27 protein-coding genes and 2 pseudogenes are annotated in these 26,352 nt (G+C 71.2%); 18 read left to right on the forward strand and 11 right to left on the reverse strand.

Features of this window, described 5'->3' with window-relative positions:
• Window positions 1-42 precede the first annotated feature (42 nt).
• Both tpx and icmF read right to left on the reverse strand, forming a co-directional pair.
• Window positions 43-543 (reverse strand): thiol peroxidase, encoded by a 501-nt coding sequence (gene tpx, locus ABZS51_RS22310; protein ID WP_355444084.1) that lies wholly within the window; start codon window positions 541-543, stop codon window positions 43-45.
• A gap of 99 nt (window positions 544-642) precedes the next feature.
• Window positions 643-3,867 (reverse strand): fused isobutyryl-CoA mutase/GTPase IcmF, encoded by a 3,225-nt coding sequence (icmF, locus tag ABZS51_RS22315; protein WP_355444087.1) that lies wholly within the window; start codon window positions 3,865-3,867, stop codon window positions 643-645.
• A gap of 86 nt (window positions 3,868-3,953) precedes the next feature.
• Between icmF and ABZS51_RS22320 the strand changes: the two genes are divergently transcribed.
• Window positions 3,954-5,006, forward strand: coding sequence for a glucose 1-dehydrogenase (locus ABZS51_RS22320; protein ID WP_355444090.1), 1,053 nt, complete (start codon window positions 3,954-3,956; stop codon window positions 5,004-5,006).
• Between the two features lie 27 nt (window positions 5,007-5,033).
• Here ABZS51_RS22320 and ABZS51_RS22325 read toward each other — a convergent pair whose 3' ends face one another.
• Window positions 5,034-5,918, reverse strand: a complete 885-nt coding sequence (locus ABZS51_RS22325; RefSeq protein WP_355444199.1) for a CHAP domain-containing protein — start codon at window positions 5,916-5,918, stop codon at window positions 5,034-5,036.
• Between the two features lie 93 nt (window positions 5,919-6,011).
• Window positions 6,012-6,782 (reverse strand): protein phosphatase 2C domain-containing protein, encoded by a 771-nt coding sequence (locus ABZS51_RS22330; RefSeq protein WP_310709360.1) that lies wholly within the window; start codon window positions 6,780-6,782, stop codon window positions 6,012-6,014.
• Window positions 6,783-6,857: 75 nt separating this feature from the next.
• Here ABZS51_RS22330 and ABZS51_RS22335 point away from each other — a divergent pair, with 75 nt between their 5' ends.
• The 7 genes from ABZS51_RS22335 (at window position 6,858) to ABZS51_RS22365 (ending at window position 15,311) form a co-directional block, all read left to right on the forward strand.
• Window positions 6,858-8,771, forward strand: coding sequence for an N-6 DNA methylase (locus ABZS51_RS22335; protein ID WP_355444093.1), 1,914 nt, complete (start codon window positions 6,858-6,860; stop codon window positions 8,769-8,771).
• A gap of 54 nt (window positions 8,772-8,825) precedes the next feature.
• Window positions 8,826-9,716, forward strand: coding sequence for a serine/threonine-protein kinase (locus tag ABZS51_RS22340; protein WP_310709362.1), 891 nt, complete (start codon window positions 8,826-8,828; stop codon window positions 9,714-9,716).
• A gap of 151 nt (window positions 9,717-9,867) precedes the next feature.
• The gene (locus ABZS51_RS22345) at window positions 9,868-11,157 is read left to right on the forward strand and encodes an extracellular solute-binding protein (protein WP_355444096.1); all 1,290 of its coding nucleotides are present in this window, start codon (window positions 9,868-9,870) and stop codon (window positions 11,155-11,157) included.
• Window positions 11,154-12,113, forward strand: coding sequence for a sugar ABC transporter permease (locus tag ABZS51_RS22350; protein WP_355444099.1), 960 nt, complete (start codon window positions 11,154-11,156; stop codon window positions 12,111-12,113). The genes ABZS51_RS22345 and ABZS51_RS22350 overlap by 4 nt, the downstream gene beginning before the upstream one ends.
• Window positions 12,110-12,913: a carbohydrate ABC transporter permease gene (locus ABZS51_RS22355; protein WP_355444102.1), complete on the forward strand. Its 804-nt coding sequence runs from the start codon at window positions 12,110-12,112 to the stop codon at window positions 12,911-12,913. Before ABZS51_RS22350 ends, ABZS51_RS22355 begins: the two co-directional genes overlap by 4 nt.
• Complete coding sequence (locus tag ABZS51_RS22360; protein ID WP_310709366.1) at window positions 12,910-14,280, forward strand: GH1 family beta-glucosidase; 1,371 nt, start codon at window positions 12,910-12,912, stop codon at window positions 14,278-14,280. The genes ABZS51_RS22355 and ABZS51_RS22360 overlap by 4 nt, the downstream gene beginning before the upstream one ends.
• 35 nt (window positions 14,281-14,315) lie before the next feature.
• Window positions 14,316-15,311: a LacI family DNA-binding transcriptional regulator gene (locus ABZS51_RS22365; RefSeq protein ID WP_310709367.1), complete on the forward strand. Its 996-nt coding sequence runs from the start codon at window positions 14,316-14,318 to the stop codon at window positions 15,309-15,311.
• Window positions 15,312-15,313: 2 nt separating this feature from the next.
• On the opposite strand, the gene ABZS51_RS22370 is transcribed toward ABZS51_RS22365, so the two are convergent.
• A complete protein-coding gene (locus ABZS51_RS22370) occupies window positions 15,314-15,673 on the reverse strand; it encodes a DUF1622 domain-containing protein (RefSeq protein ID WP_310709368.1) in 360 nt (119 codons plus the stop codon).
• 134 nt (window positions 15,674-15,807) lie between these two features.
• Between ABZS51_RS22370 and ABZS51_RS22375 the strand changes: the two genes are divergently transcribed.
• From ABZS51_RS22375 to ABZS51_RS22385, 3 genes and pseudogenes are all read left to right on the forward strand, one after another.
• Window positions 15,808-16,644, forward strand: a complete 837-nt coding sequence (locus ABZS51_RS22375; protein WP_355444107.1) for a hypothetical protein — start codon at window positions 15,808-15,810, stop codon at window positions 16,642-16,644.
• 56 nt (window positions 16,645-16,700) lie between these two features.
• Window positions 16,701-16,784 (forward strand): annotated as a pseudogene (locus ABZS51_RS22380) (N,N-dimethylformamidase beta subunit family domain-containing protein); the annotation flags it as partial.
• Between the two features lie 10 nt (window positions 16,785-16,794).
• Window positions 16,795-17,187, forward strand: coding sequence for an aldo/keto reductase (locus tag ABZS51_RS22385; RefSeq protein WP_355444203.1), 393 nt, complete (start codon window positions 16,795-16,797; stop codon window positions 17,185-17,187).
• A 4-nt stretch (window positions 17,188-17,191) separates the two neighbouring features.
• Here the strand turns inward: ABZS51_RS22385 and ABZS51_RS22390 are convergent, their stop codons facing one another.
• Window positions 17,192-18,064 (reverse strand): sugar kinase, encoded by an 873-nt coding sequence (locus tag ABZS51_RS22390; protein ID WP_355444110.1) that lies wholly within the window; start codon window positions 18,062-18,064, stop codon window positions 17,192-17,194.
• 186 nt (window positions 18,065-18,250) lie between these two features.
• On the opposite strand from ABZS51_RS22390, the gene ABZS51_RS22395 reads away from it, so the two are divergent.
• The 3 genes from ABZS51_RS22395 (at window position 18,251) to ABZS51_RS22405 (ending at window position 20,092) form a co-directional block, all read left to right on the forward strand.
• On the forward strand, window positions 18,251-18,973 hold the full coding sequence (locus tag ABZS51_RS22395) for a hypothetical protein (protein ID WP_355444113.1): 723 nt from the start codon (window positions 18,251-18,253) through the stop codon (window positions 18,971-18,973).
• A 134-nt stretch (window positions 18,974-19,107) separates the two neighbouring features.
• The gene (locus ABZS51_RS22400; protein WP_355444116.1) at window positions 19,108-19,812 is read left to right on the forward strand and encodes a maleylpyruvate isomerase family mycothiol-dependent enzyme; all 705 of its coding nucleotides are present in this window, start codon (window positions 19,108-19,110) and stop codon (window positions 19,810-19,812) included.
• Window positions 19,813-19,846: 34 nt separating this feature from the next.
• Entirely contained in the window at window positions 19,847-20,092 is a 246-nt protein-coding gene (locus ABZS51_RS22405) for a DUF6343 family protein (protein ID WP_355444119.1), read from the forward strand.
• A gap of 83 nt (window positions 20,093-20,175) precedes the next feature.
• Here the strand turns inward: ABZS51_RS22405 and ABZS51_RS22410 are convergent, their stop codons facing one another.
• From ABZS51_RS22410 to ABZS51_RS22420, 3 genes and pseudogenes are all read right to left on the reverse strand, one after another.
• Complete coding sequence (locus tag ABZS51_RS22410; protein ID WP_355444122.1) at window positions 20,176-20,415, reverse strand: DUF3040 domain-containing protein; 240 nt, start codon at window positions 20,413-20,415, stop codon at window positions 20,176-20,178.
• A gap of 100 nt (window positions 20,416-20,515) precedes the next feature.
• Window positions 20,516-20,761 (reverse strand): type B 50S ribosomal protein L31, encoded by a 246-nt coding sequence (locus tag ABZS51_RS22415; RefSeq protein ID WP_355444125.1) that lies wholly within the window; start codon window positions 20,759-20,761, stop codon window positions 20,516-20,518.
• 28 nt (window positions 20,762-20,789) lie between these two features.
• Window positions 20,790-21,095: pseudogene (locus ABZS51_RS22420) on the reverse strand (SDR family oxidoreductase); the annotation flags it as partial.
• A gap of 114 nt (window positions 21,096-21,209) precedes the next feature.
• Here ABZS51_RS22420 and recQ point away from each other — a divergent pair.
• Entirely contained in the window at window positions 21,210-23,015 is a 1,806-nt protein-coding gene (recQ, locus tag ABZS51_RS22425) for a DNA helicase RecQ (RefSeq protein WP_355444128.1), read from the forward strand.
• Between the two features lie 244 nt (window positions 23,016-23,259).
• On the forward strand, window positions 23,260-23,595 hold the full coding sequence (locus ABZS51_RS22430) for a hypothetical protein (protein ID WP_355444132.1): 336 nt from the start codon (window positions 23,260-23,262) through the stop codon (window positions 23,593-23,595).
• A gap of 142 nt (window positions 23,596-23,737) precedes the next feature.
• Here ABZS51_RS22430 and ABZS51_RS22435 read toward each other — a convergent pair whose 3' ends face one another.
• Window positions 23,738-24,235, reverse strand: coding sequence for a GNAT family N-acetyltransferase (locus ABZS51_RS22435; protein WP_355444135.1), 498 nt, complete (start codon window positions 24,233-24,235; stop codon window positions 23,738-23,740).
• 446 nt (window positions 24,236-24,681) lie between these two features.
• Here ABZS51_RS22435 and ABZS51_RS22440 point away from each other — a divergent pair, with 446 nt between their 5' ends.
• Both ABZS51_RS22440 and ABZS51_RS22445 read left to right on the forward strand, forming a co-directional pair.
• Window positions 24,682-25,293 carry a hypothetical protein gene (locus ABZS51_RS22440; protein WP_355444138.1) on the forward strand — a complete coding sequence of 204 codons (612 nt, stop codon included), beginning with the start codon at window positions 24,682-24,684 and terminating at the stop codon, window positions 25,291-25,293.
• 55 nt (window positions 25,294-25,348) lie between these two features.
• The gene (locus tag ABZS51_RS22445; protein WP_355444209.1) at window positions 25,349-25,816 is read left to right on the forward strand and encodes a hypothetical protein; all 468 of its coding nucleotides are present in this window, start codon (window positions 25,349-25,351) and stop codon (window positions 25,814-25,816) included.
• 141 nt (window positions 25,817-25,957) lie between these two features.
• Here ABZS51_RS22445 and ABZS51_RS22450 read toward each other — a convergent pair whose 3' ends face one another.
• The gene (locus ABZS51_RS22450) at window positions 25,958-26,317 is read right to left on the reverse strand and encodes a hypothetical protein (protein WP_355444141.1); all 360 of its coding nucleotides are present in this window, start codon (window positions 26,315-26,317) and stop codon (window positions 25,958-25,960) included.
• Between the last annotated feature and the right edge of the window lie 35 nt (window positions 26,318-26,352).

Here is a 26,352-nt window from a genome sequence, read left to right on the forward strand (position 1 = left end):
GGGGCGGCGACCATCGCGCGACGCCCCGGCACGGACAGGCGGTTACTTCAGGGCGGCGAGAGCGGCGTCGTAGTCCGGCTCCTGGGTGATCTCCGGCACCAGCTCGGAGTGGACCACCCGGTTGTCGCCGTCGAGCACGACCACCGCGCGGGCGGCGAGCCCCGCCAGCGGCCCGGACTCCTGCGCGACGCCGTACTCGCCCAGGAACTCCCGCCCCCGCATGAGCGACAGCATGGTCACGCCGTCGAGCCCCTCGGCGCCGCAGAAGCGCTGCTGCGCGAACGGCAGGTCGGCCGACACGCACAGCACCACGGCCTCCGGGTGCTCGGCGGCGACCTGGTTGAAGCGGCGCACCGAGGCCGCGCAGACGCCGGTGTCGACGCTCGGGAGGATGTTGAGCACCTTCACCGAGGAGCCGAACGACCCGAGCGTGACGTCGGCGAGGTCCTTGCCCACCAGCCTGAACTCGGGCGCCGTGTCACCGGGCTCCGGGAACGTGCCCCCGACCGTGACCGGGTTGCCCTTGAACGTGATCTCGGACATGAGAAAACCTCCTGTTAGCTGTGGTCCCCGGTGGCGATCCTATCCGCGCGTGGATCGATCACCGTGCCGACGTCCGGGGCGGCATTCAGGAGCGTCGTCTCACACGTTGCGCCGGTACTGGCCTCCCGCCTCGAACAGGGCGTCGGTGATCTGGCCGAGCGAGCAGACCCGCGCGGCGTCCATCAGCACCTCGAACGCGTTGGCCTCCGACATGGCGGCCTCCCGCAACCGGGCCAGCGCCGCCGGCGCCTCGGACCGGTGCCGCTCGTGGAAGGAGCTCAGCCGGTCGAGCTGTGAGCGCTTCTCCTCCTCGGTGCCGCGGGCCAGCTCCAGCTTCCGCTCGTGCGGCTCGTCGCCGCGCGGGTTGCGGAACGTGTTGACACCGATGATCGGCAGCGAGCCGTCGTGCTTGCGCGTCTCGTACAGCATCGACTCGTCCTGGATGCGCCCGCGCTGGTAGCCCGTCTCCATCGCGCCCAGCACGCCGCCCCGGTCCGACAGCCGCTCGAACTCGCTCAGCACGGCCTCCTCCACCAGGTCCGTCAGCTCCTCGATGACGAACGAGCCCTGGAGCGGGTTCTCGTTGCGGGCCAGGCCCCACTCGCGGTTGATGATGAGCTGGATGGCCATGGCGCGGCGCACCGAGTCGGCCGACGGGGTGGTGACCGCCTCGTCGAAGGCGTTGGTGTGCAGGCTGTTGCAGTTGTCGTAGATGGCGATCAGCGCCTGGAGGGTGGTGCGGATGTCGTTGAAGTCCATCTCCTGGGCGTGCAGGGACCGGCCCGACGTCTGGATGTGGTACTTCAGCTTCTGCGAGCGCTCCCCGGCGCCGTACCTCTCGCGCATCGCCACGGCCCAGACGCGCCGCGCCACCCGTCCGAGCACGCTGTACTCGGGGTCCATGCCGTTGGAGAAGAAGAACGACAGGTTCGGGGCGAAGTCGTCGACGTTCATGCCGCGCGCCAGGTACGCCTCGACGTAGGTGAAGCCGTTGGCCAGCGTGAACGCGAGCTGGCTGATCGGGTTGGCCCCGGCCTCGGCGATGTGGTAGCCGGAGATCGACACCGAGTAGAAGTTGCGCACGCCGTTGGCGATGAACCACTCCTGGATGTCGGCCATCATCCGCAGCGAGAACTCCGTGGAGAAGATGCAGGTGTTCTGCCCCTGGTCCTCCTTGAGGATGTCGGCCTGGACCGTGCCCCTGACGGTGGCGAGGGTGCGGGCGCGCAGGTCGCGCGCCTCCTGCTCCGACGGCTCCCGTCCCTGCTCGGCGCGGAACCGGTCGAGGGCCTGGTCGACGGCGGCGTTGAGGTAGAAGGCCAGGATGGTGGGCGCGGGGCCGTTGATGGTCATCGACACGGACGTGTTGGGCGCCGACAGGTCGAAGCCGTCGTAGAGCGCCTTCATGTCGTCGACGGTCGCGATCGACACCCCCGAAGTACCGACTTTTCCGTAGATGTCGGGGCGGGGGGCGGGGTCGTTGCCGTACAACGTCACCGAGTCGAACGCGGTGGACAGCCGTGTGGCGGGCTGCCCCTCCGAGAGCAGCTTGAAGCGCCGGTTGGTGCGGAACGGGTCGCCCTCGCCCGCGAACATCCGGGTGGGGTCCTCGTCGTCGCGCTTGAACGGGAACACCCCGGCGGTGAACGGGAAGCGGCCCGGCAGGTTCTCCGAGCGCAGGAACCGGAGCAGGTCGCCGTGGTCGGTGTAGCGGGGCAGGGCCACCCGGGGGATGCGGCTGCCGGACAGCGTCTCGCGCCACAGCGGGGTGTGGATCTCCCGGTCGCGGACGCGGACGACCAGCTCGTCGGCGGTGTACTGCTCGCGGGTGGCGGGCCAGGAGTCGAGCAGCGCCCGGCTCTCGCCGGTCAGCTCCCGCCCGGCCCGCGCCTCCAGCTCGGCCAGCCGCTCGTCCTCGCCCTCCAGCATGGACCGCACGGCGGTGAGCTGCTGGCGCCGCCGGGCCACCTCCGCCTGGGCGAGCGTCTCGGCGTGGTACGCGCGGACGGTCTCGGCGATCTCGGCCAGGTAGCGGACGCGGGCGGGCGGGACGATCGCGGCGGAGGTCTCGGAGGTACGGCCGCGCACGGGCGCGAGCAGCCCCGGCCCGGCCGGCAGGCCACGGTCCACGAGCAGGCCCTTGAGGTGGTGGTAGAGGGCCGTCACCCCCGCGTCGTTGTACCGGGCGGCGATCGTGCCGAACACCGGCATGTCGTCGGGCGAGACGCCGAACGCCTCCCGGTTGCGCACGAGCTGGCGGCGCACGTCGCGCAGGGCGTCCTCGGCCCCGCGCCGCTCGTACTTGTTGATCACCACGGCCTCGGCGAAGTCGAGCATGTCGATCTTCTCCAGCTGGGACGCCGCGCCGAACTCGGGGGTCATGACGTAGATCGGCACGTCCACGTGCGGCACGATGCCGGCGTCGCCCTGGCCGATTCCGGGCGTCTCCACGATCACCAGGTCGTACCCGGCGGCGCGGCAGGCGGCGACCACGTCGTCCAGGCAGGCGGGCACCTCGTTGGCGGCGCCCCGGGTGGCCAGCGAGCGGAAGTAGGTCTGCGGGCCGAGACTGTTCATGCGGATGCGGTCGCCGAGCAGCGCACCGCCGCCGCGCCTTCGGGTGGGGTCGATGGCGACGATCGCGATGCGCAGCTTGTCGTCGTTGTCCACGCGCAGCCGCCGTACCAGCTCGTCGGTGAGCGAGGACTTGCCCGAGCCGCCGGTGCCGGTGATGCCGAGCACGGGCGCGCGCCGCCCCGCCGGCCCGTCGGCGCTCCCCGCCGCGCGCAGCCCGTCGAGCAGCTCGGCCGGGGCGCGGCCGGACTCGACCAGGGTGATCGCCCGGGCCAGGGCGGCCTGGTCGCCCGAGACCACGGCGTCCACCGAGGGCGGGTCGCCGAGCTCGACGTCGCACTCCTCGACGAGCTTGTTGATCATCCCGGGCAGGCCGTAACGCTGGCCGTCCTCGGGCGAGAAGATCCGGCTGACGCCCCGGGAGTGCAGCAGCTCGATCTCCTCCGGCACGATGACGCCGCCGCCTCCGCCGTACACCCTGACGTGTCCCGCGCCGCGCTCGCGCAGCAGCTCGACGAGGTAGGTGAAGAACTCGACGTGGCCGCCCTGGTAGGAGCTGATCGCGACGCCCTGGACGTCCTCCTGGATGGCGGCGGTGACGATGTCGTCCACCGACCGGTTGTGGCCGAGGTGGACGACCTCGGCGCCCTGCGACTGGAGGATGCGCCGCATGATGTTGATCGCGGCATCATGGCCGTCGAACAGGGCGGCTGCCGTCACGAAGCGGACGGGATGGACCGGAACGTGCACGCCTGATCACTCCTCTTTGAGCGGCCTACCCCCAAGATACTAGGACGTCCTACTATTTCCTGTCGCCCGCCGGGTACAGGTACGGCATGCGTGCGATCACCTTCCAGCCGGGAGCCCCTGGGACGCTGCGCGTCGAAGAGGTGCCCGACCCGGAGCCCGGACCGGGCGAACTGCTCGTGCAGGGGCTGGCGCTGGGCGTCTGCGGCACGGACCGGGAGCTGGCCTCCGGCGAGTACGGCTTCGAGCAGGCCGGCAATAAGACCATGATCATCGGACACGAGTCGCTCGGCAGGGTGATCCGGGCTCCCGAGGGGTCCTCCTTCTCCCCCGGCGACCTCGTCGTGGGCGTCGTGCGCCGGCCCGACCCGGAGCCGTGCCCGGCCTGCGCGAGAGGCGAGTTCGACATGTGCCGCAACGGCCGCTACACCGAGCGCGGCATCAAGGCGCTCGACGGCTACGGCAGCGAGCGGTGGACCGTGGAGGAGGACTACGCGGTGCGGCTCCACCCCGGGCTGGAGCCGGTCGGGGTGCTGATGGAGCCGGCCTCGGTCCTGGCCAAGGCGTGGGAGCAGATCGAGGCCGTGGGCTCGCGGGCGTGGTTCGGACCGCGTACGGCGCTCGTCGTCGGGGCGGGGCCGATCGGCCTGCTGGCCGCGCTGCTCGGCAAGCAGCGAGGGCTGGAGGTCCACGTCATCGACCGCGCCACCGAAGGGATCAAGCCCGACCTGGTGCGCTCGCTCGGCGCCGTCTTCCACTCCGGGAGCACGCTGGAGCCGGTGCGCGACCTGCGCCCGGACATCATCGTCGAGGCCACGGGGGCGGGTCCGATGGTGCTCGACGCCTTGGTGGCGAGCGGGGCCGCCGGCGTCGTCTGCCTGACCGGCGTGTCGGCGGCGGGCAAGGTGCTGGACGCGGACGTGGGGCGCATCAACCGGGAGATCGTGCTCGAGAACGACGTGGTGTTCGGCTCGGTCAACGCCAACCAGCGCCACTTCCGGGCCGCGGCGGAGGCGCTGGCGGCGGCGGATCGCGCCTGGCTGGAGCGCATGATCACCAGGCGCCTGCCGCTGGAGGAGGCGCCCCAGGCCATCGAGAGCCACGGCGACGACGTGAAGCTGGTCATCGACCTCGGCGGCTGATCCCGGCCGCGCCGCGCCGCGCCGGCGTCAGGGTTCCGGCTCGTACGGGCGGCGACGGGAGGGGGTGGCGCCTCCGCGCGCGGGGCCTCCGGAGCCGTGGCCCGCGACCACGGGGACACGGTCGCCGTCGTGATCGTCCACGTCCAGCCAGGAGGGGTCCGTCTCGGTCCAGGACACGACGGTGGGACGGGGGCCGGACGGCGCGTTCCAGGGCCAGGTGAAGCGGCGGTGGGTGCCGCGGCGGCGTCCGGCGAAGCGTAAGGAGAGCACGATCGTCGTCAGCACCATGACGGCGAGCAGCGCGTGCGGGGTGCCCAGCACGTCGAACACCGACCCCTGCGGCTCCCGCGCCCTGAGCAGCGGCGCGAGCGGATGCTCGGTGGCCCGGATCTCGCTCGGCGTGGCGTTGGCCTTGACCACGCGCGGCAGGCCGTAGCCGACGACCTTGTCGGTCTCGCGGACCTTGCGCTTGAGCCAGACGCCGTCGACGTTCGCCTCGATGGTGTGGATCTTTCCGCCGGAGACGCTCTCGACGATGCCGACGTGGTCGATGCCCTGGTAGCTCTTGCCGCCCTTCCAGTCGAAGAAGACCAGCGCCCCTGGCTCGGGCCGGGACGACCAGGCGCCCTGCTTGATGAACCACGCCGCGTGGGACGGCGTCCAGGCGAACCGGCCGACGTAGTCGGCGATGCCGGCCCGGTCCGCCGCCCAGGCGATGAACATGTCGCACCAGGGCGCGTCCCGGTACTGGGGGTCCTGGACGCGCTCGGCGTACCAGTGGCCGAACTTGGTGTTCTGACCGCCCTTCTCCCGGTAGCCGACTTCCGGACGGACTTGCCGCAGCAGAGCTTCCGCGATGGGGTCCAGTGCGACTCCTCCCAGAAAATCCGGCAGATCACGATGTACGGTAATCGCCGCGCGGCGAGCGCGGGCCGCCCACCGCGAAAGTGGCTAGCTCTGAGGAGAAAAGGCACTTCTGTGACCGAAGGGATCGAAGGGGCGGGCCTAGGCGCCCGCGCCGACGCGGTAGACCTGCTCGTCGCCCGTGCCCGGCGCCACCACGTCGGCCACGATCACGGTCACGTTGTCGGGCGAGCCGCCCTCGTTGGCCAGGTCGATGAGGCGCTGCACGGCCAGCGCCGGGTCGGGGTGCGTGGTCAGCACCTCGTGCAGCGTCTCCGGGCCCAGCACGGCCGTGAGCCCGTCGGAGCACAGCAGGTAGCGGTCGTCGGGCTCGGCCTCGCGCAGCGCCATGTCGGGCTCGGCCCGGCCCTCGCTGCCGAGCACCCGCAGCACCATGGAGCGACGGGGATGAACGGCGGCCTGATCCTCCGTTATCCGCCCTTCGTCCACCATCGACTGCACAAGTGTGTGATCCTTGGTCATCTGGTAAAGAGCACCATCGCGAAGCAGGTATCCGCGGGAGTCACCGAGATGAGCCAGGGCGAACCGGTAACCGTCCCAGAGCATGGCGGTCACCGTGGTTCCCATTCCCCTGCGCGCGGGGTCGATCTCCGCCAGCTCGACCAGCCGGCGCGCCGCCTCGTGCACGGCGCCCTCAAGGGCCGCCTCCAGGTCGGAGCCCGTCTCCGGAAGCGTGGCATCCAGCTCGCGCATGACGGCGATCGCCGCCGAGCTCGCGAGCTCGCCGGCCGCGTGGCCGCCCATCCCGTCAGCCACCACGAGCAACCGGCCGCTCGCGTAGCCGGAATCCTCGTTCTGCTCCCTGCGGCGCCCCACATCTGATCCGGCGGCATAGCGGATGTTGTGCTTCATACCTAGCAGTAAATCATTGGTTGAAAGACTTCACAAGCAGATGCGCTGAAGACTCTTGTGAACTACTCTGGTCGCATGAGCCACGACCCGACCGTGAACGCCGGGGACATCGCCCGGCTCGCGGGGGTCGGGCGGGCCGCGGTGAGCAACTGGCGACGCCGCCACGACGACTTCCCCCGTCCCGTCGGCGGAACCGCGAATCAGCCATTGTTCTCGCTGCGGCAGGTGGAGGCGTGGCTGCGCCGCTATGGGAAGTCCTACCAGGTATCCCTCGGAGATCGTGTGTGGCAGCGCCTGAAAGCCGCCGGAGATCTACGCCTGGGTGAACTTGTCGCCGCGGCGGGCACGTTTCTTTCCACCGGCCTTTCCACGGGCCTGTCCACCGACCTGTCCACCGACGGCGGCGGCGGCGAGCTGGAGCCCGAGCTGGCGGGGCTGCTGACCGAGCTGGCCGAGCGCGACGGCCCTCTCAGGGCGTACGAGTTCCTCTGCGAGCGCTACCTGGAGGCCCACTCGCGGCAGCTCTCGGTGACCCGGGAGGACGTCGCCGCGCTGATGGTCCGCCTGGTGAGCACCGTCCCGGCGGACGCCCACCCCGCGACGGACGGCCGGCCCACGCCCTCCCTGGTGGACGGCCGCTCCCCGACCGCCCTGATGGACGGCCGCTCCGTGGCGGACCCTTCGGCGCCGGGCACGATCCTGGACCCCGCGTGCGGCGTCGGCACGCTGCTGCTCGCGCCCGAGGCGGCCCGCGTGCTCGGGCAGGACCTCAGCGACACCTCCGCCCGCATCGCCGCCGCCCGGCTGAGGCTGCGCGGCGCCGAGGCCCGGGTCGTCGCGGGCGACGCCATCCGCCACGACGCCTTCGCCGGGGAGAAGGCCGACGCCGTCCTGTGCGACCCGCCGTTCAACGAGCGCGCCTGGGGCTACGAGGAGCTGACCGGCGACCCGCGCTGGGAGTACGGCCTGCCGCCGCGGGGAGAGCCGGAGCTGGCCTGGGTGCAGCACTGCCTGACCCACGTCAAGCCGGGCGGCCTGGTCGCGATCCTCATGCCGCCCGCGGCCGCGAGCCGCAAGGCGGGCCGCCGCATCCGGGCCAACCTGCTGCGGGCCGGCGCCCTGCGCGGCGTCGTCGCGCTGCCCGGCTCCGACCTGTGGCTGCTGCGCCGGCCGCGCGCGGGCGAGCGCCCGCCGTCCGACGTGCTCATCCTCGACGCGACGGCCGACCTGTCCGCCGTCGAGCCGGCCTGGCGCGACTACCTCGACGACCGCTCCGACCGTACGGTGCGCATCATCGACCTGCTGGCCGACGAGGTGGACATGACGCCGGCCCGTCACCAGCGCCGCGACGACGTCGGACGGGCCTTCACCGAGGCGCGCGACCGCTTCCTGGCCGCCTCCACGACACCGCCCGACCTGAAAGTCCTGGACCAGCCGCTCGACCAGCCCGCCACCACCGTCGGCGACCTCATCAAGGAGGGCCTCGTGACGGTGCTCCAGGCGCCGCCCAAGATGGCCGCCGACGGCGGCGACCTGGCGGTGCTCACGGCCGACGACGTGGCCGGCGGCGCGCCGCCCTCCGGCCGCGCGGGCGGGCAGCAGGGCCTGGTGCAGGTGCGCCCCGGTGACGTGGTGGCGTCCTACTCCAGCGTCCGGGTCATGGCCGAGGGCGGCTGCGTGCTGGGGCCGCACCTCACGCTCTACCGGGTGGACCAGCGTCGCCTCGACCCCGACTTCCTGGCCGGCTTCCTGCGGGCCGCCGGGGGCCGCGCGACCACCGGCTCCAGCCGCTTCGACGTGCGCCGCACCCGCCTGCCGCGCCTGTCGCTGGAGGAGCAGCGCGCGTACGGCGAGGCGTTCCGGCAGCTCGCGGTGCTGGAGGACGCGCTGCGCGAGACCTCGGCGCTGGGCCAGACGCTCATCCGGCTGGGCCTCGACGGGCTGGCCGACGGTCACCTGCACCCGCCCGCTCCTGGCCTCACCCCGTGAGGCGGGGGAGGTTGACGGTGTAGTTTCTTCCGGAAAGGCGGTATGGAGGGGCGAATGGTCATCGGCGACCGCTACGTGCTCGGTGATTTCCCCCTCGGGCAGGGCGGCATGGGGGCCGTCTACGCGGGCCACGACCGCCATCTCGACCGCCGGGTCGCGGTGAAGCTGCTGCGGCTGCCGAGCGGGCCGGACGGCGAGCTGGAGCGCCGCTTCATCCGGGAGGCCCGCATCCTGGCCCGGCTGGAGCACCCGGGCGCGCCGGTGCTCTACGACTTCGGCACCCACGAGCAGCGGCTGTTCCAGGTGATGCAGTTCATCGAGGGCGTCACGGTGGCCGACGTGGTCAGCGAGCACGGGCCGCTGCCGGTGCCGTGGGCCGCCGCGATCGCCGCGCAGGCGTGCGCGGTGCTGTCGGCCGCCCACGCCCTGTCGATCTGCCATCGCGACCTCAAGCCGACCAACCTCATGCTGTGCCCCGACGGCAGCGTGAAGGTGCTCGACTTCGGCCTCGCCATGCTGCGCGACGCGGACGTCACGACGTTCACCCGGATCGGGCAGATTCTCGGCACACCCGCCTACATGGCACCCGAGCAGATCCAGCGGGGCGTCGCCGAGCCCCGCAGCGACCTGTACGCGCTGGGCTGCGTCATGCACGAGATGCTGACCGGCCGGCAGCTCTTCACGGGGCCGACGGACTACGTGGTGTTCGAGAAGCAGGTCAAGGAGCGACCCCCGGCCATCCCGGGCCTGCCCGCCGGGCTCGGCGAGCTGCTGGCCGAGCTGCTGGAGAAGCGGCCCGACGACCGGCCGGCGGGGGCGGACGAGCTGTACGAGCGGCTGGAGCCGTACGCGGTGGGGCTGCCCATGCTGCCCGGCTTCCTGGCCAAGGCGCCGAGCCCGGGCCGCATGTACGCCCGGATGGTCGGCCGCGTCCTCACCGCCTGAGACCGGATCGCCCTGGGTGTGAACGCGCTCTCTCAGCCTTTCTGATCGTTATCTCACAGCAATTGACAGCCTTGGGTGAGGCCCGCGACTCTGTCGAGAGAGCGCTCTCTCGCATTGACCGACACCCCCCGCTCCGACCCAGGAGGGTCCCATGCCCCCGTGTCTCCAGCGCCTCGCCGTCCCCCTGCTCGCCGCGTCCCTCCTGGCCCTGGCCACGGCGTGCGGCGGCGGAGGTGACACCGACGGGACCGCCGCCAAGCCCGGCGAGAAGGTCAAGCTCAGCATCGGCCTGTTCGGCGACTTCGGCTTCAAGCCGCTCTACGAGGAGTACAAGAAGACCCACCCGAACATCGAGATCACCGAGAACGTCACCCAGTTCAACGACCACCACAACAACCTGGTCAAGCGCCTGGCCACCAATGCCGGCGCGGACGACATCGAGGCCGTCGAGGTCGGCTACATCAGCACGTTCACCGCCCAGCCCGCCAAGTTCCAGGACCTCAAGCAGTACGGCCTGGACAAGCGGCAGGGCGAGTACCTCGACTGGAAGTGGCAGCAGGGGCTGAGCAGGCAGGGCGGCCAGCTCCTCGGCCTCGGCACCGACGTGGGCGGCCTGGCCATGTGCTACCGCAAGGACCTGTTCGCCAAGGCCGGCCTGCCCACCGACCGGGCCGAGGTGGCGGCTCTCTGGCCGACCTGGGAGAAGTACATCGAGACCGGCCGGAAGTTCGCCGCCGCGAACGTGGCCGGCGCCAAGTTCGTCGACAGCCCCGGCGAGATCTTCCGCGCCATGGTCAACCAGGCGCCGACCGGCCTGTACGACGACCAGGACACGATCATCGTGGGCTCCAACCCGGCCGTGAAGCAGGCGTGGGACCTGTCCAACCAGCTCACCTCCGACAAGCTGACCGCCAAGCTGGCCGCCTTCTCGCCGCCGTGGAACACCGGCTTCGCCAAGGGCTCGTTCGCCACGATCATCTGCCCCGCCTGGATGACCGGCTTCATCCAGGAGCAGGCCAAGGACGCGACGGGCAAGTGGGACATCGCGACCGTGCCGGGCGGCTCCGGCAACAGCGGCGGCTCCCACCTGATGATCCCCAAGCAGAGCAAGCACCCGAAGGAGGCGGCGGAGCTGATCGACTTCCTCACCTCCAAGGAGAACCAGGCCAAGGTCTTCAAGGAGGAGGGCACGTTCCCGTCGATCCCCGCCCTGTACGACGACCCGTCGATCCAGAGCTTCACCAAGCCGTTCTTCGGCGACGCCCCCATCGGCAAGATCTACTCCGAGGCAGCCAAGGCGCTCAAGCCGCAGCACCTCGGGCCCAAGGAGGCCGAGGTCCGCGTCGTCATCGGTGACGGGCTCGGCCGGGTCGAGCAGGGCAAGCAGACCCCCGACCAGGCGTGGGCGCAGGTCCTCGAGGACGTCAAGAAGATCAAATGAGCTCTCTCCCCCTCGCCGTGGCCCGGCGGCGGCACCGGCGGGGCGTGCGGCACACCCTCGACGTGAGGGTGTCGCCGTACGCCTACGTCGCGCCGTTCCTGCTGCTCTTCTGCGCCTTCGGGCTGTTCCCGCTGGCCTACACCGCCTGGGTGAGCCTGCACGACTGGACGCTGCTGTCGGACGAGCACGCGTTCGTGGGCGTCGCCAACTACGGCACGCTGCTCGCCGACGGCTACTTCTGGAACGCCGTGGTCAACACGCTGTCCATCGGCGTCCTGTCGACGGTGCCGCAGCTCGTCCTGGCGATCTGGCTCGCGCACCTGCTCAACCGGCCGCTGCGCTTCCAGACGCTGTTCCGGGTGTCGCTGCTGCTGCCGAACGTCACCAGCGTGGTGGCCGTCGTGGTCATCTTCAGCCAGCTCTTCGGCCGGGACTTCGGGCTGATCAACTGGGTGCTGTCCTGGTTCGGCGCCGGCGCGGTCGACTGGGCGGCGGGCACGGCCACCTCGCACGTCGCCCTGTCCACGATGATCATGTGGCGCTGGACGGGCTACAACGCGCTGATCTTCCTGGCCGCCATGCAGGCCGTCCCCCGTGAGCTGTACGAAGCGGCGACCCTCGACGGCGCCGGCGGGTTCACCCAGCTCCGCAGGATCACGATCCCCATGATCCGGCCGACGATCGTCTTCGTGGTCGTGGTCTCCACGATCGGCGCCATGCAGATCATCGCCGAGCCGCTGCTGTTCAGCGCGAGCAGCGGCGCCGGGGGCGTCGGCGCGAGCGGCGGGCCCGACCGGCAGTACCAGACGCTGGCGCTGTTCGTCTACGAGCAGGGCTTCACCAAGTTCGACTTCGGCTACGCGGCGGCGGCGTCCTGGCTCATGTTCCTCGCCGTCGTGCTGGTCGCCGGGGTCAACTACCTGCTCACGCGCCGGCTGAAGGGCGGTGTGGCATGAGGCTGCGCCACCTCACCCTGATCGCGGTCGTCTTCTTCTCCGCCTTCCCGCTCTACTACAGCGTGGTGGTGGCCTCCCGGCACAACTCGGCGCTGGCCCAGGTGCCGCCGCCGCTCTGGCCGGGCGGCAACTTCTTCGCCAACGTCGCCCGCGTCTTCGACACCGTGCCGTTCGGCCTGGCCCTGGCCAACTCGGTGCTGGTCGCGGGGTCGATCTCGGTGGCGGTCATGTTCCTGTCCACGCTGGCCGGGTTCGCGTTCGCCAAGCTCCGCTTCCGCGGACGCAACGCCCTGCTGCTCGTCACGGTGGCCACCATGACCGTCCCGGCGCAGCTCGGCATCATCCCGCTCTACCTGCTCATGGTGAAGCTGGAGTGGACCGGCACCATGTACGCGCTGGTGGTGCCCGCGCTGGTCAACGCCTTCGGGGTGTTCTTCATGACCCAGTTCCTGTCGCGCGCCCTGCCGGGGGAGCTGCTGGAGGCGGGGCGGGTGGACGGGTGCACGACGTGGGGACTGTTCTGGCACGTCGTGCTGCCGGTCGCACGGCCCGCGGCGGCGGTGCTCGGCATGCTGACGTTCATGTCGGCCTGGAACGACTACTTCTGGCCGCTGGTCGTGCTCACCCCGGACAACCCGACCGTGCAGGTGGCCCTGTCCACGCTGGCCAGCGGCTACGTCAACGACTACGTGCTCGGCCTGGCCGGCACGGCGGTCGGCACCCTCCCCCTCGTCCTGATCTTCGCCCTGTTCGGCAGGCAGATCATCGGCGGAATCATGCAAGGAGCAGTCAAAGGATGATTTTTCCGGAAGGTTTCGTCTGGGGTGCCGCCACGGCCTCGTACCAGATCGAGGGGGCGGTCAAGGAGGACGGGCGCGGCCAGTCGATCTGGGACGCCTTCTCCCACGCCCCCGGCAACGTGGCCGGCGGCGACACCGGCGACGTCGCCTGCGACCACTACCACCGCTACGCCGACGACGTCGCGCTCATGCGGGAGCTGCGGCTGGCCGCCTACCGGTTCTCCGTGGCCTGGCCCCGCGTCCAGCCGGACGGCACGGGCCCCGCCAACTCCCGGGGCCTCGCCTTCTACGACCGGCTCGTGGACGAGCTGCTGGCCGCCGGCGTCACGCCGTACGCCACGCTCTACCACTGGGACCTGCCCCAGGCGCTGGAGGACCGCGGCGGCTGGACGGCCCGCGACACCGCGTACCGCTTCGCCGGGTACGCCGAGGCCGTGCACGCCCGGCTGGGCGACCGGGTCCGCCACTGGACCACGCTCAACGAGCCGTGGGTCGCGGCGTACCTCGGCTACGGCAACGGCGTGCACGCGCCCGGCCGCCGCGACCCGGCGGCGGCGATGCGCGCCGCGCACCACCTGATGCTCGGCCACGGCCTGGCGGCGGCCCGGCTGCGGGAGCTGGGGGCGGAGAGCCTCATGCTCGTCGTCAACTCGGCGCCCGTGCTCACCCCCGCTCAGGTCGGCGACCCGTCCGCGGTGCCCGGGGAGGCGGACGCGGCGGCGGTGGAGCGCGTCCACGCCCTGCTGACCGGGCAGTTCCTCGACCCCGCCGTCCACGGCCGCTACCCGGAGGCGGTGCTGGAGGCGGCGCGGCGCAACGGCGGCACCGGCCACATCCTGGACGGCGACCTGGAGCTGATCTCCGCGCCGATCGACCAGATCGGCGTGAACTACTACAACCCCTGCGTGGTGGAGGCCAGCCCCGGCGAGCCGGCCGACGCCGCCTGGCCGGGCACGGAGGACGTCGGCTTCCGGGGCGCCGACGCTCCGGCCACGGCCATGGGCTGGCCCATCGTGCCGGACGGCCTGTCGCGGCTGCTCCTGCGGCTGTCGCGGGACTATCCGGGCACGCCCCTCATGGTGACCGAGAACGGCGCGGCCTTCGAGGACGTCGTCGTGGACGGCCGGGTCCACGACGCCGACCGGGTCTCCTACCTCGACGGGCACCTGCGCGAGGCGCACCGCGCCATCGAGGCGGGCGCCGACCTGCGCGGCTACCTCGTGTGGTCGCTGCTGGACAACTTCGAGTGGGCCGAGGGCTACCGCCGCCGGTTCGGCATCGTCCACGTCGACTACGCCACGCAGGCCCGTACACCGAAGGACAGCGCGCTGTGGTTCAGGGACGTGATCGTCAGGAACGGGCTGTAGATTTTGCCCGTGCTCACCCTCTCGCCGGCGCAGACATGAGGCGTCCGACCCTGGAGGCGGTCGCCGCCCGTGCCGGGGTCTCCCGGGCCACCGCCTCCCGGGTCGTCAACGGGCAGACGACCGTGGCGGCGCACATCCGCGACGCCGTGTTGCACGCGATCGACGAGCTGGGCTACGTGCCCAACCCGGCCGCGCGCAGCCTCGTCACCCAGCGCACCGACTCGGTGGCGCTCGTCGTGTCGGAGCCGCCGACCCGGGTGTTCTCCGAGGACCCGCTGTTCTCGACGGTGATCCGCTCGGCGAGCGTCGAGCTGGAGACGGTCAACAAGCAGGTCGTGCTCATGCTGGCCTCCTCGGCCAGCAGCCACGCGCGGGTCGAGCGGTACATCACGGGCGGCCACGTGGACGGGGTCATGCTCATCTCCATGCACGGCGCCGACCCCCTCCCGGCCGCGCTGTCCCGGCTGCGCGTCCCGGTCGTCTCGTACGGCCGGCCCGCGGTGCCCGTCGACATCCCGTACGTGGACAACGACAACGTGGGCGGGGCCGAGCTGGCGGTCCGCCACCTGGTGGGCCTCGGGCGGCGGCGGATCGCCACGATCGCCGGCCCGCAGGACATGATCGGCGGCCAGGACCGGCTGAGCGGGTACCGCACCGTGCTGCGCGACTCCGACCGCCGCTCGATCGTCGCGGTGGGCGACTTCACGCGCGAGTCGGGCGCGGTGGCGATGCGCCAGCTCCTCCGCGACGACCCGGGCCTCGACGCGGTGTTCGTGGCCAACGACCTGATGGCGGTGGGCGCGCTCCAGTCGCTGCGGCAGGCGGGCCGCAGGGTGCCGGACGACGTGGCGGTGGTGGGCTTCGACGACATCGAGGCCGCCCAGTACACCGAGCCGCCGCTGACGACGGTCCGCCACCCGGTGGTGGAGCAGGCGACGGCGATGGTGCGGCTGCTGCTCGGGCTGTTCGAGGGCGAACCGGCCGACCCGGTCATCCTGCCCACGGAGCTGGTGGTGCGCGAGTCCGCCTGACCTCAGCGGGACGGCTCGCTCGGCGGCACGGCCCGCTGCCAGGGCAGCCGGCCCTCCAGCTCCACCTGGAGCGAGAAGCTGAGGAACGTCCGCACCGCCACGATGACGGCCAGCACGCCCACGCTCTGGAACGTGGGCGAGACGGCCACGGTCCTGATGATGTCGGCCGCCACCAGCAGCTCCAGGCCGAGCAGGATCGCCCGGCCCACCCCCTGCCGGAACACCGGGTAGAGGCCGGTCACCTCACGCGTCCGGACGTACCTCAGGCCGAAGGCCACGCTCGCGACGAGCGTGCCCACGGCGATGACGAGCACGCCGGCGAAGTCCATGAGCTCGCCGATGACCTCGATGACGTGCCTCACGCGACCGCCTCCTCGCCCTGTTCATGCCCATCCGTCCCCCTCGCGGATCTCAATCTGCCCGTGATCAACGAGTGGAATGCTGGGGTCCCAGTCGAACCGCGGCCGTTGGGAGCGTCATGCCGGTGCTTGGGTCCATGGCTCGCATCCGCCTCGCCGCCTCGGCGGTGGCGCTGGCGGCGGCTCTCCTGCCGCTCGGCTCGCCGCCCGCGGCGGGAGCGAGCGCGGAGGTGGTCGAGTACTCCTGCTCCGGCGAGTCCGTACCGGCCCAGACGGTGCGCGTCCGGGTGACGCTGACCATGCCGACCTCGGCCGTGGTGGGGCAGCCGTTCGCCATCGGCTGGCGCGCCGAGTACGAGGCGGGGGCGGAGCTGAAGGCGCCGAGCAGCGGGTTGTCGGCGGGGGTGAACCTTTACGCGCACGCCGGGATCTCGGGTCTGCCGCAGCTCACCTCCGCCACCGGGACCGCCCCGCTGGGCGCCATCACCCCCGGTCAGGCCGTCCCCCTGCCGGCCTCCGTCGAGATGACGACCACGGCGCGGAACGCGGGCACCGGCGCCGTCCGGCCCGGCGCCGTCAACATCGGGACGATGGAGAACGATCCCCTGATCGAGTGCGAGGTACGCACCCCCGGGACGCTGTCGGCGTACACCCTGACGGTCGCCGCGGGCACCGGCACGGACCCGGACACCTCCCCCTCGTCCGACGTCTCCTCCTCGGGGAGCTCGTCCGCGGACGCTTTCTCCTCCGAGACCTCCTCCGAGGCCGACGGGACCTCCGAGCCGGAGAGCACGCGCAAAAGATCGTCCGCCGTCCCGAAGGCGGGCGCGGACACGGGCGGCGGTGCCGAGGCGGGCCCGGACGGGCGGGTCCTCGTCCTGGGCGGGTCGGTGCTGATCATGGGGGCCGGTCTCGGCGGCCTGCTGGCCCGCCGCCCCCGCCCCGCCGGAGCCCCGGCCCGCGACCGCGCGTGACCGGCCGCCACCCGCTACGGGCAACGTAGGCGTCCTCGCCCTGCTGCGCCGCCGTCACCCGCGCCCGCGACCAGGGCACCAACCTGGCCTTCCTGGGGGCGAACGCCGCCTACTGGCGGATCGGGCTGCACGACCGGTGAGGAGGGCCTGATCCGCCACCTCGGCGTCTCCAACGTCACCGCCGCCGAGTTGGCCGAGGCCCGCGCGATCGCGCCCATCGCCTGCGTCCAGAATCTCTACAACCTGTCCCGGCGCGACGACGACCCGCTCGTCGACACCTGCGCCGAGGCGGGCATCGCCTACGTCCCCTTCTTCCCGGTCGGCGGTTTCCAGCCGATCACGGCGGAGCGCCCGGACGCCGTCGCGGCCCGCCACCGCGCCACCGTGCCGCAGGTGGCGCTCGCCTGGCTGCTGGCCCGGTCCCCGAACATCCTGCCGATCCCCGGGACCGGCTCGCTGGAGCACCTGGAGGAGAACGTGGCCGCCGGCGCGCTGAAGCTCGGCGCGGACGACCTCGCGGAGCTCGCGGGGCGGCCGGGGTGACCGCCTAGAGGTCGGCGCGGGTGGGGAGGCCCTGCCAGTCGCTGGCGCTGCTCACGGCCGCTGCGCTCAGCACCGTGCCGCGGTGCAGCCGCTCCTGCGGCGTCAGCCCCTCCAGCGCCGCGCTGATGTACCCGGCCACGAACGCGTCGCCCGAGCCCGCCGGGTCCACGATCGGCACCTGGAGCCCCGCCGCGTCGTACCGCATCCGGTGGGCCCGCACGCTGGCGCCCTTCATGCCCCGGTCCACCACGACCTCGCGCTCGGGCGTGAGCGCGGGCTTGACCAGGTCCAGCTCGTCCTGGGCGAGGAACAGCAGATGCGACTCGCAGGCCAGCTCGCTCAGCACCTCCTCCGCCTCCCGCACCGAGGGCCACAGCTCCGGGACGTAGTGGACGGCGAACGAGATCACCACCTCGGCGGTGCGCGCGGCGCTCACGGCGGCGCGGACCGCTTCGAGCGCGTCCCGGCCGAGCCCCGCCGTCAGGCCGGTGACGTGCAGCATCTTGGAGGCGGCGATCCGGTCGATCGGCACGTTCCCCGGTGTGAGGGCCGAGCCGGCGGAACCCACCCGGTAGTGCGTCACCAGTGGCTCCCGGCCCACGCGCGACTCCCTGAGGAGCATCCCGGTGCGGACGCCCTCGCTGACCCGTACGTCGGCCACGTCCACGCCCTCGCCCCTGAGCACCGTGAGGACCCTCGCCCCCAGCTCGTCCCCACCGACCTTGCCGAGGAAGCACGCCCGGTGGCCGAGCCTGGCCAGGGCGATGGCCAGCGTGAACTCCGGCCCGCAGACGTCGAGCCGGGCCTCTGTCTCGTGGCGGACCCGGCCGCTGGAGACGACTCCCAGCGCCTCGCCAAGGGTGTAGACGTCCGTCATGGGCGAGACTGTAGCCGGTCTGCCTATCCGAAAAGGATTTTCGGGTGATTGCCCCTGGTAGCGCCTGTGATCAAATTTTTGCACGAACTTTAGACAACCTTTTCCCCATACAGTGGCTCTAAGTAGTAAAGCGAGTCGGCTTCCCGGGCCGACTCCAGCGATACGGGGAGAGGAATCAGCACCCTCATGAGAAAGATCGCTGTAGGTATCGTCTCCACCCTCGTCGGTGGGGCCATGCTCGTGTCGGGTGGCAGCGCCGCCATGGCGAAGACCAAGGCCGCCACCATCGACATCAGGGACATCACGCCCAACCCGGTCGTCGTCAAGGACGGCGGCGAGACGGAGGCGTTCTTCAAGGTCGACGCCAGCAGCGACGTGGACAACGTCAAGCTGAGCGTCTCGCCCCTCGGCGTGCGCACGCTGCGCGCCCAGGAGGCCAAGCAGATCGAGTCGTGGCGCTTCAGCGTCCCGTTCAACTCCGACGACGCCGAGGGCAAGTGGCGCGCCACCGCCCAGGCGTTCAAGGACGGCAAGGTCGTCGCGACGGACGAGGCCGTCTTCAGCGTCGAGATCGAAGAGGGCAAGGCCGAGACGCGGGTCTCCCGCTTCAGCGCCGACCCGTACAAGGTTCGCAAGGGCAAGTCGATCTGGTTCTCCGGCCGTCTCCAGGTGGATGACGACGGCTGGGAGGGCGTCCGCGGCGAGAAGGTGAACGTCTACTACCGCGCCAACGGCTCCAGCGGCTGGAAGTGGGTCGCCTCCGGCACCACCAAGTGGGGCGGCAAGTTCACCGCCAAGACGCGCGCCTGGAATAGCGGCACGTTCAAGGCCGTGTACGACGGTAACGACGAGCTCGACGGCAGCACCAGCCGCACGGACTACGTCCGCGTGTACACCTGGCGCCGCTAGCACGACCGGTCCTCACGACCGCTGAGCACGTCTGAGCGAGAGCCCGGCCCCTTCGTTGGGGCCGGGCTCCCGTGTTTCCGGGCCCCCACAGGGGGTGGCCGTGAGAGGCGGCGTCCTGCGGGTAGCGTCGGAATATGGCTGAGGACCTGCTGAAAGAGTTCGATCCGTTCGCCATCTTCGACGCCGAGGCGGCCAGGCTCGACCGGTTCTTCTCGGGACTGGACGACGAGGCGTGGGAGCGGCCGTCGCAGTGCGAGGGGTGGTCGGTCAGGGACGTCCTGGGGCATCTGGCGGGCGAGGAGCTGTACAACCACGCCTGCCTCGACGGCAACGTCCAGAATCTGCTGACCCGCCTCGCCCGCGAGGGGGTGAACGGTTTCCACGACTTCAACGAGTGGTCCGTACGGCAGCGCCGGTCGACGCCCGTACGGGACGTCCTGGCGGAGTGGCGCGAGCAGAACGGCGACACCCGGCGGCGCATGCGCGAGCTGGGAGCCGAGCACCTGATCGACACCATGGCCGGGCCGTACCCGGTGGGGCTGCAGACGTTCCACTACGACTCGGAGTACGCCACGCACGCCGACGACGTCGGGGCGCCCGTCTCCGAGGAGGAGGCCGACGGCCGGACGCTGTGGCGGGTGGCGGTGGGCCGGTTCGCGCTGGCGGAGCAGAGCGCGGACGTCCAGGTGGAGCAGACGGCGGACCAGATCTGGGCGCACGCCGACGGGGTGAGCGCGACGCTGTCGTACCCCGAGTTCGTGCAGGCGACCGTGGGACGGCTGCCGGCCGGGCACGGGCTCGACCCGCGGCTCGCCGCGAAGCTGCGCTGCCTGGCCTGACCAGGCGATCTCCCGGGGGGGAAGGGGAGGAACGATGTGGTTGCGTGACCGCGCGGGGTACGAGCCGGCGAACGCGCGCAGCCCGCTGGGCGCCCGGCGGGGACTGTCCAGGGTGGCGCTGGTGATCGGCATCGCGGCGGCCGTGTTCTTCGCCGTCCGCGCGATGCGGACGGGCGACGAGGTGTGGGTCTGGGAGGCGGCGATCGCCGCCGCGGTGGCGGTCATCGCGGCGATCGACCTCGTGGTCCTGAAGCGGCACCGCCGATCGCCGGGCCGCTGAGCCCTTCCTGTGGCCGCCCCGTGGGTCTGGCGGGGCGCTGCCGCCTCCTGGGCCCACGAGGCCCAGGAGTGCCGGACGGGCGGTCAGGCGAGGAGTACGGCCAGGGTGAGCAGCGCCACCACGAGCACCACGGCCGCCACGATGAGCCATACGTGCCGTGTCACCCAGACCCGCGCCCGATCCCCGTACGGCCGCATGTACCCTTCGCCGCCTGATTCGATGCTGTTGATCGCCGCGACGCGCCTGGCCAGGTCCGGGTCCTCCAAGGCCAGGGCGTACTCGATTTCCGCGAGGATGCGGCGTTCCTTTCCTGAGAGACTCATCGCGATCACCCTGCTCCCACGCCGGTGAAGGCTTTGTACCCACTGGTAATGGGGGCATGCGACCCGGTCTGTCCGAAGGCGATTCGTCAGTGAGTTCGAGTCAGCGCTTGCCGTACCGCTGCTGGAAACGCTCGACGCGTCCGGCGCTGTCGACGATCCTCCCGCGCCCGGTGTAGAAGGGGTGGCTCGCGGAGGAGACGTCCACGTCGACGACCGGGTACGTGCGGCCGTCCTCCCACTCGACAGTCTTCGCGCCGGTCACGGTGGACCGGGTGAGGAAGGCGACCCCCGCGCTCGGGTCGCGGAAGACGACGGGGCGGTACGACGGGTGCAGGTTCTTCTTCATGCCCCCTCCAACCAGATGAGAACGGTTTTCATTCCCATGCTGTGGCCGGGTCTCGGTCCTGCCCTTCGGGGTCGAGCCCGAGCACCGACCGGCCGCCGTCCACGGGCAGCGTCACGCCGCTGACGAACCCCGAGTCGTCCCCCAGCAGGTACGCCACGGCGGCGGCGATCTCGGCCGGCGAGGCCACCCTGCCGAGCGGGTGCAACCGCGCCATCTCCTGTTCGATGCCGGCCGCCCCCTCGGGCCCGAGCGAGGCGAGGAACTCCTCGTACCTCTCCGTCGCCACCGACCCGGGCGCCACGGCGTTGACCCGGATGCCACGCTTGCCGTACTCGACGGCGAGCGCCGTCCACGCTTTCCCGCTCCCGCCGGGTCATCACAGGATTCGCCTAGGATCGCCGTGGGCGAACACGGCGCCGGAGGCTCGGCGAACACGTAAGGTAGCCGCATGGATACCCCCATCGACGTCCTCAACCGGGTGTTCGGCTACGACTCCTTCCGCGAAGGCCAGCAGGAGATCATCGAGCACGTCGTGAAGGGCGGCGACGCGCTCGTCCTCATGCCGACCGGCGGCGGCAAGTCGCTGTGCTACCAGATCCCGGCGCTCGTGCGGCCCGGGGTCGGCGTGGTGATCTCGCCGCTGATCGCGCTCATGCAGGACCAGGTCGACGCGCTGAGAGCGCTCGGCGTGCGCGCGGGGTTCCTCAACTCGACGCAGGGCTTCGACGAGCGGCAGGCGGTCGAGGCCGCGTTCCTGGCCGGCGAGCTCGACCTGCTCTACCTCGCGCCCGAGCGGCTGCGGACCGACTCCACCCTGCGGCTGCTGGGCAAGGGCGACATCTCGCTGTTCGCCATCGACGAGGCGCACTGCGTGTCCCAGTGGGGCCATGACTTCCGGCCCGACTATCTCGCGCTGTCCGGGCTGCACGAGCGCTGGCCCGACGTGCCGCGCATCGCGCTGACCGCGACCGCCACCCCGGCCACGCACGCCGAGATCTCCTCCCGGCTGGGCCTCGACCAGGCCAGGCACTTCGTGGCCGGGTTCGACCGCCCCAACATCCAGTACCGCATCACGGCCAAGAGCGAGCCGAAGCGGCAACTGCTGGAGTTCCTGCGCACCGAGCACCCGGGCGACGCGGGCATCGTCTACTGCCTGTCGCGCTCCTCGGTGGAGAAGACCGCCGAGTTCCTGGCCGACAACGGCATCCCCGCCGTGCCGTACCACGCGGGCCTCGACGCCCCCACCCGCGCCGCCCACCAGGCCCGCTTCCTGCGGGAGGACGGGCTCATCGTGGTGGCCACGATCGCGTTCGGCATGGGCATCGACAAGCCCGACGTGCGGTTCGTCGCCCACCTCGACCTGCCCAAGTCCGTCGAGGGCTACTACCAGGAGACCGGCCGCGCCGGGCGCGACGGCCTGCCCGCCACCGCCTGGATGGCCTACGGCCTGCAGGACGTCGTCCAGCACCGGCGGCTGGCGCTGGAGGGCGACGAGGCGCACCGGCGGCGTCAGGTCCTCCACCTCGACGCGATGCTCGCCCTGTGCGAGACCGCCGGCTGCCGCCGCGCCATGCTCCTCGACTACTTCGGCCAGCGCCTCGACGAGCCCTGCGGCAACTGCGACACCTGCCAGGCCCCGCCGGAGTCCTGGGACGCCACGGTCCCCGCCCAGAAGGTGCTGTCCACGGTCCTGCGGCTGGACCGGGAGCGACGGCAGAGGTTCGGGGTGGGGCAGATCGTCGACATCCTGCTCGGCAAGAAGACGGCCAAGGTGCTGCAGCACGGCCACGACTCGCTGACGGTGTTCGGCGTGGGGGCCGAGCTGGGCAACACCGAGTGGCACGGAGTGGTGCGCCAGCTCCTGGCGCAGGGGCTGCTGGCCGTGGAGCCGGCCCACGGCACGCTGGTGCTCACCGACGCCAGCGCCGACGTGCTGCGCGGCCGGCGGCAGGTCGACCTGCGCCGCGACGCCCAGCGCCCCGCCCGCTCCAGGACCTCCGGCGGCGGCTCCTCGCGTCCGGTGGTGGAGCTGCCGGCGGAGGCGGCCCCGGCCTTCGAACGCCTCCGCGCCTGGCGCGCCGCCACGGCCAAGGAGCAGGGCGTCCCGGCCTACGTCATCTTCCACGACGCCACCCTGCGCGAGATCGCCACCCTGGGGCCGTCCTCGCTGGCGGAGCTCGGGACGGTCAGCGGGGTCGGCGAGAACAAACTCGCCAAATACGGCGAACAGGTCCTGGAAACCTTGGCCTCCTGACCGGAGGCCGGCGCTTCTGGAAGGACCTGGGCACGGACGGTGACGGTCCGAAGCACAGCCAGTCGCGCGAGGCGGTGGCGACGGCCCCACGAAGAACGGTCGTCGCCACCGCGCTGCCACCCAAAATCGGGCGGTCAGCTTCACTGCCACATTAGCCGGACAATCGGCGTGGCGCTCTCGGCAACCCTTTCGGCCGCTACATACAGTGATCACGCATCGTCACTTCGTGGTAACAGGGGGAACCATGAGAAGCCTCATCGCCGCCGGCGGGCCGTTGATCGCCGCCTTCGCACTGGCCGGAGCGGTGGCGGGTCCGGCCGCCGCCGCCACACATGGGGACGACGGCATCGGGCTCGAGTGCAGCGCGTCCTCACGCACCACGTCCACCTGGGTGTACTCCGTCAACGACGAAGTGGTGTCCGGGTCCTACTCCTCGGAAAGGTGCAAGGACCCCGCGATCGGCTGGCGCCCGTACTGGTGGGAGAACATCCAGACCGAGACCGACAACGCCGCCGCATTCGACGACGCGGACGGCGCCGCACTGTACGAGAACGACAACGCCGACGAGCTGCAGGACTAGCCTCGCGCTCTCACCGGGAGCCGTGGGCAGCACAGCCACGTACCCGAGAAACGGGCCTTTGAGCTGGGAGGACCGGGCTTGTCCAGAGTCCGGTCCACACCAGTCCACGGGACCCGTCCCTTCGGACACGCGCCAGGCGGGTTCAGGCGAGCTTGGGGAGAGCCAGCCATTCCTTCCAGGACAGGTCGCGTCCGATGAAGCGCGGGCGCTCGAACGGCCAGGACTCCGCGATCCACTGCGGGATCAGCGCGTCCATCGCGCGTTCCAGGTCGGCGCCGACGCGATCGTCCACCACCCACCAGGACACCTCGGCGTCGGCGTCCTGGCGCTCCGGCGGGTCGATGTGGACGCAGCCGAGGAGTGCGGTCTCCGCGTCGTCGAACAGTGCGTAGTTGAAGGACTCGTGCGCCTCGATCTCTCTCGCATGCCGCTCGAGGTCCTTCAGGTCATCCTCGTAGGTCATGTCGGCCGTGGGCCAGCCGTACGCCTCACCGTAAATCGACCAGAGCCGTGCCTGCGAACCCATCACGGCGGGGTGGTCCAGGTCGGTGTCCGCGCCGGTGATCGGGCGTAGGTGATAACCGCCACCCGGGAGCTCGACATGGGTGGGATGGACGAAATCAGCGGGCAACCATGCCATGGCGGCAGCCTACCGAGCGGGCAGCAGCTCATGATCCCTGCACCACGGCACTCCAGCGGACACATCCCAGACGGTGGTGGTCCCCACCGCTTCCCGATCGACCCCCTCCCCCGGCCCCCACGAGGACCCCTCAAGAGCATTCATCCGTGGAACCATTCGGCACCGCGACGGAATTACCGCCGACAATCACGGGATTTGGCACCACGATGGCAAAAGCTGCCGGCGTAGCCTCTTGCCATGGACCCGGATCACGGTCGCCAGGAATGGGGCGACCGAGGAAGAAAACGCACCGTGGTGGCCGGATGCCTGGTCATCGGGGCGATAGGAGCAATTTTTTGGCTCATTGCTCTCGGTGTGATCCTTTATTTCCTTTTACGATCATAAATCATGACGGGAACCTTCTGCCGCCTCCCGGTGTATGGGACATGAGCGAGTGAGGAGGCCTCATGAGATGGACGGCGATGGGAGCGGCGCTCCTGCTGCTGGCCGCCGGCTGCACGGCCGGCGGAGCCGGGAAGGCGGGCGGTCCAGGGCGAGACCCGGACACGCCGGCGACCGCCCCGGCGACGACTCCCGGTTCGAGCGAGGAAGCGAAGCCCAGCCGCGATGACGGCGCCGCGGCGACCCCAACGGCGAGGGACGAGGCGGCGGCGACTCCTGGCGCGAGCGACGGGCCCAGCCCGGCCGTCGCGGGGGCCGGGAAGGGGTGTCATGGAATGCCGGTGCTGACGTCCGGCGGCGGGTTTCCGGAGGTGCGGGGTGAGGGCCGGGGCGCGGAGGTGTGGGGGTTGCTGTTCGCCCCGGTGCCGTTCCGGAAGGGTCGCGAGGTGAAGATCGTCTGGCGGATGACCGGTGAAGGGCCGTTGACGGTCACCGCCACGCTGCCGGACGGCACGCGGGCCCGCCGGACGTTCGGACCCGAGCAGCATGGCGGGTCCACCTGGAAACGACCGGGCGAGGAGTGGGGAACGGGCTTCGTGTTCCCGAAGCCCGGGTGCTGGAGGGTGGAGCTGTCCAGGACACACGGCTCCGGCCAGGTGTGGCTACCCGTGCGCTAGTGCTTTGACCGGAAATGATCACCGGGTTGACGCGTAGGGCGTTTCTGCCGGTTGGATGGTGCTGATCGCGTTCGATCGGCACGTGGGAGGCCGAGGGACGCAACCGGTCAAGGTCCGCAGGCTCACGGACCAAGAAGGCCAGAAGCTGCAGCGGATCGTGCGGCGCGGCACGACCAGCACGGTCCGTGGGCACAACGCCCACGAGCTGTTTTACGCGGCCGACGGCGTTCTCGTCACCTCGGTGCGGCAGATCTCGTCGCCCCATGGCCCCGAGCTCTTCGGCCAGGACCCCGCCGCGCTCGATGACCATCTGGGAGCCTTGCGGGCGCTGGCGGCAGTCAGTTTCGGGTGCGCGCCCGCGGCCGTCGCGACCAGCACGATGAAGGATGCCTTGCCGATCACGGCGACGACCAGCACCGGCCGGCGCCATTCCCCGGTACGGCGGCCGCCGCCAGGAGAGAGCGCGTTGCCATGCTCGAAGAGGTGCTTGCGGCGGCGGCCCGCCAGGCTCAGAGTGATCTGACGGACCGTATGTGCTCCAAGAGAATGGCCACCGGGCGTATGCGTCGCGGGCAAGCCAAGGACGGTCCGTTGGGGAGACCCGGACGGGCATTGCCACCGAACACGGCGATCGCGCACGCGACAGTGCCCGTGCTGAGCGCGATCACCCCAGGCCGGGGGTTCGGACAGACAGTTGCTCGCGGGTGAACCGGTCGAGGTCCAAGCGAACGCCTGTCAGCGCCTCAACGGTCGCCAGTGCGGTCTGCCAGTCGGGGTAGGGCGCGGCGGGTGTCACGCCTGCCTTGTCATCGGCCTCCATCCGTGCCGCCAGCGCCCGCAAGGCTCCCAGATGGTCATCGAGCGCGGCAGGGTCCTGGCCGAAGAGCTCGGGGCCATGGGGCGACGAGATCTGCCGCACCGAGGTGACGAGAACGCCGTCGGCCGCGTAAAACAGCTCGTGGGCGTTGTTGACCAGCCACCAGAAACCAGTGACACGGTCCCTGACTCTCGCGGCTCGAAGCACGTTGCCAAATGGACGAAGCGTAACCGCCGCCGTTA

The sequence above is a fragment of the Nonomuraea sp. NPDC005501 genome, assembly GCF_040605905.1.
Lineage (GTDB): Bacteria > Actinomycetota > Actinomycetes > Streptosporangiales > Streptosporangiaceae > Nonomuraea.

Coding starts and splice junctions, on each gene's coding strand:
- ABZS51_RS22435 (WP_355444135.1), bottom strand. CDS start 24,235: ATGGCATGGTTGCCCGCTGATTTCGTCCATCCCACCCATGTCGAGCTC.
- ABZS51_RS22430 (WP_355444132.1), top strand. CDS start 23,260: ATGAGAAGCCTCATCGCCGCCGGCGGGCCGTTGATCGCCGCCTTCGCA.
- ABZS51_RS22445 (WP_355444209.1), top strand. CDS start 25,349: ATGGTGCTGATCGCGTTCGATCGGCACGTGGGAGGCCGAGGGACGCAA.
- ABZS51_RS22360 (WP_310709366.1), top strand. CDS start 12,910: ATGATTTTTCCGGAAGGTTTCGTCTGGGGTGCCGCCACGGCCTCGTAC.
- ABZS51_RS22335 (WP_355444093.1), top strand. CDS start 6,858: ATGAGCCACGACCCGACCGTGAACGCCGGGGACATCGCCCGGCTCGCG.
- ABZS51_RS22365 (WP_310709367.1), top strand. CDS start 14,316: ATGAGGCGTCCGACCCTGGAGGCGGTCGCCGCCCGTGCCGGGGTCTCC.
- ABZS51_RS22440 (WP_355444138.1), top strand. CDS start 24,682: ATGAGATGGACGGCGATGGGAGCGGCGCTCCTGCTGCTGGCCGCCGGC.
- recQ (WP_355444128.1), top strand. CDS start 21,210: ATGGATACCCCCATCGACGTCCTCAACCGGGTGTTCGGCTACGACTCC.
- ABZS51_RS22400 (WP_355444116.1), top strand. CDS start 19,108: ATGGCTGAGGACCTGCTGAAAGAGTTCGATCCGTTCGCCATCTTCGAC.
- ABZS51_RS22355 (WP_355444102.1), top strand. CDS start 12,110: ATGAGGCTGCGCCACCTCACCCTGATCGCGGTCGTCTTCTTCTCCGCC.
- ABZS51_RS22390 (WP_355444110.1), bottom strand. CDS start 18,064: ATGACGGACGTCTACACCCTTGGCGAGGCGCTGGGAGTCGTCTCCAGC.
- ABZS51_RS22395 (WP_355444113.1), top strand. CDS start 18,251: ATGAGAAAGATCGCTGTAGGTATCGTCTCCACCCTCGTCGGTGGGGCC.
- ABZS51_RS22350 (WP_355444099.1), top strand. CDS start 11,154: ATGAGCTCTCTCCCCCTCGCCGTGGCCCGGCGGCGGCACCGGCGGGGC.
- ABZS51_RS22345 (WP_355444096.1), top strand. CDS start 9,868: ATGCCCCCGTGTCTCCAGCGCCTCGCCGTCCCCCTGCTCGCCGCGTCC.
- ABZS51_RS22320 (WP_355444090.1), top strand. CDS start 3,954: ATGCGTGCGATCACCTTCCAGCCGGGAGCCCCTGGGACGCTGCGCGTC.
- ABZS51_RS22330 (WP_310709360.1), bottom strand. CDS start 6,782: ATGAAGCACAACATCCGCTATGCCGCCGGATCAGATGTGGGGCGCCGC.
- tpx (WP_355444084.1), bottom strand. CDS start 543: ATGTCCGAGATCACGTTCAAGGGCAACCCGGTCACGGTCGGGGGCACG.
- ABZS51_RS22375 (WP_355444107.1), top strand. CDS start 15,808: ATGGCTCGCATCCGCCTCGCCGCCTCGGCGGTGGCGCTGGCGGCGGCT.
- ABZS51_RS22340 (WP_310709362.1), top strand. CDS start 8,826: ATGGTCATCGGCGACCGCTACGTGCTCGGTGATTTCCCCCTCGGGCAG.
- ABZS51_RS22415 (WP_355444125.1), bottom strand. CDS start 20,761: ATGAAGAAGAACCTGCACCCGTCGTACCGCCCCGTCGTCTTCCGCGAC.
- ABZS51_RS22410 (WP_355444122.1), bottom strand. CDS start 20,415: ATGAGTCTCTCAGGAAAGGAACGCCGCATCCTCGCGGAAATCGAGTAC.
- ABZS51_RS22405 (WP_355444119.1), top strand. CDS start 19,847: ATGTGGTTGCGTGACCGCGCGGGGTACGAGCCGGCGAACGCGCGCAGC.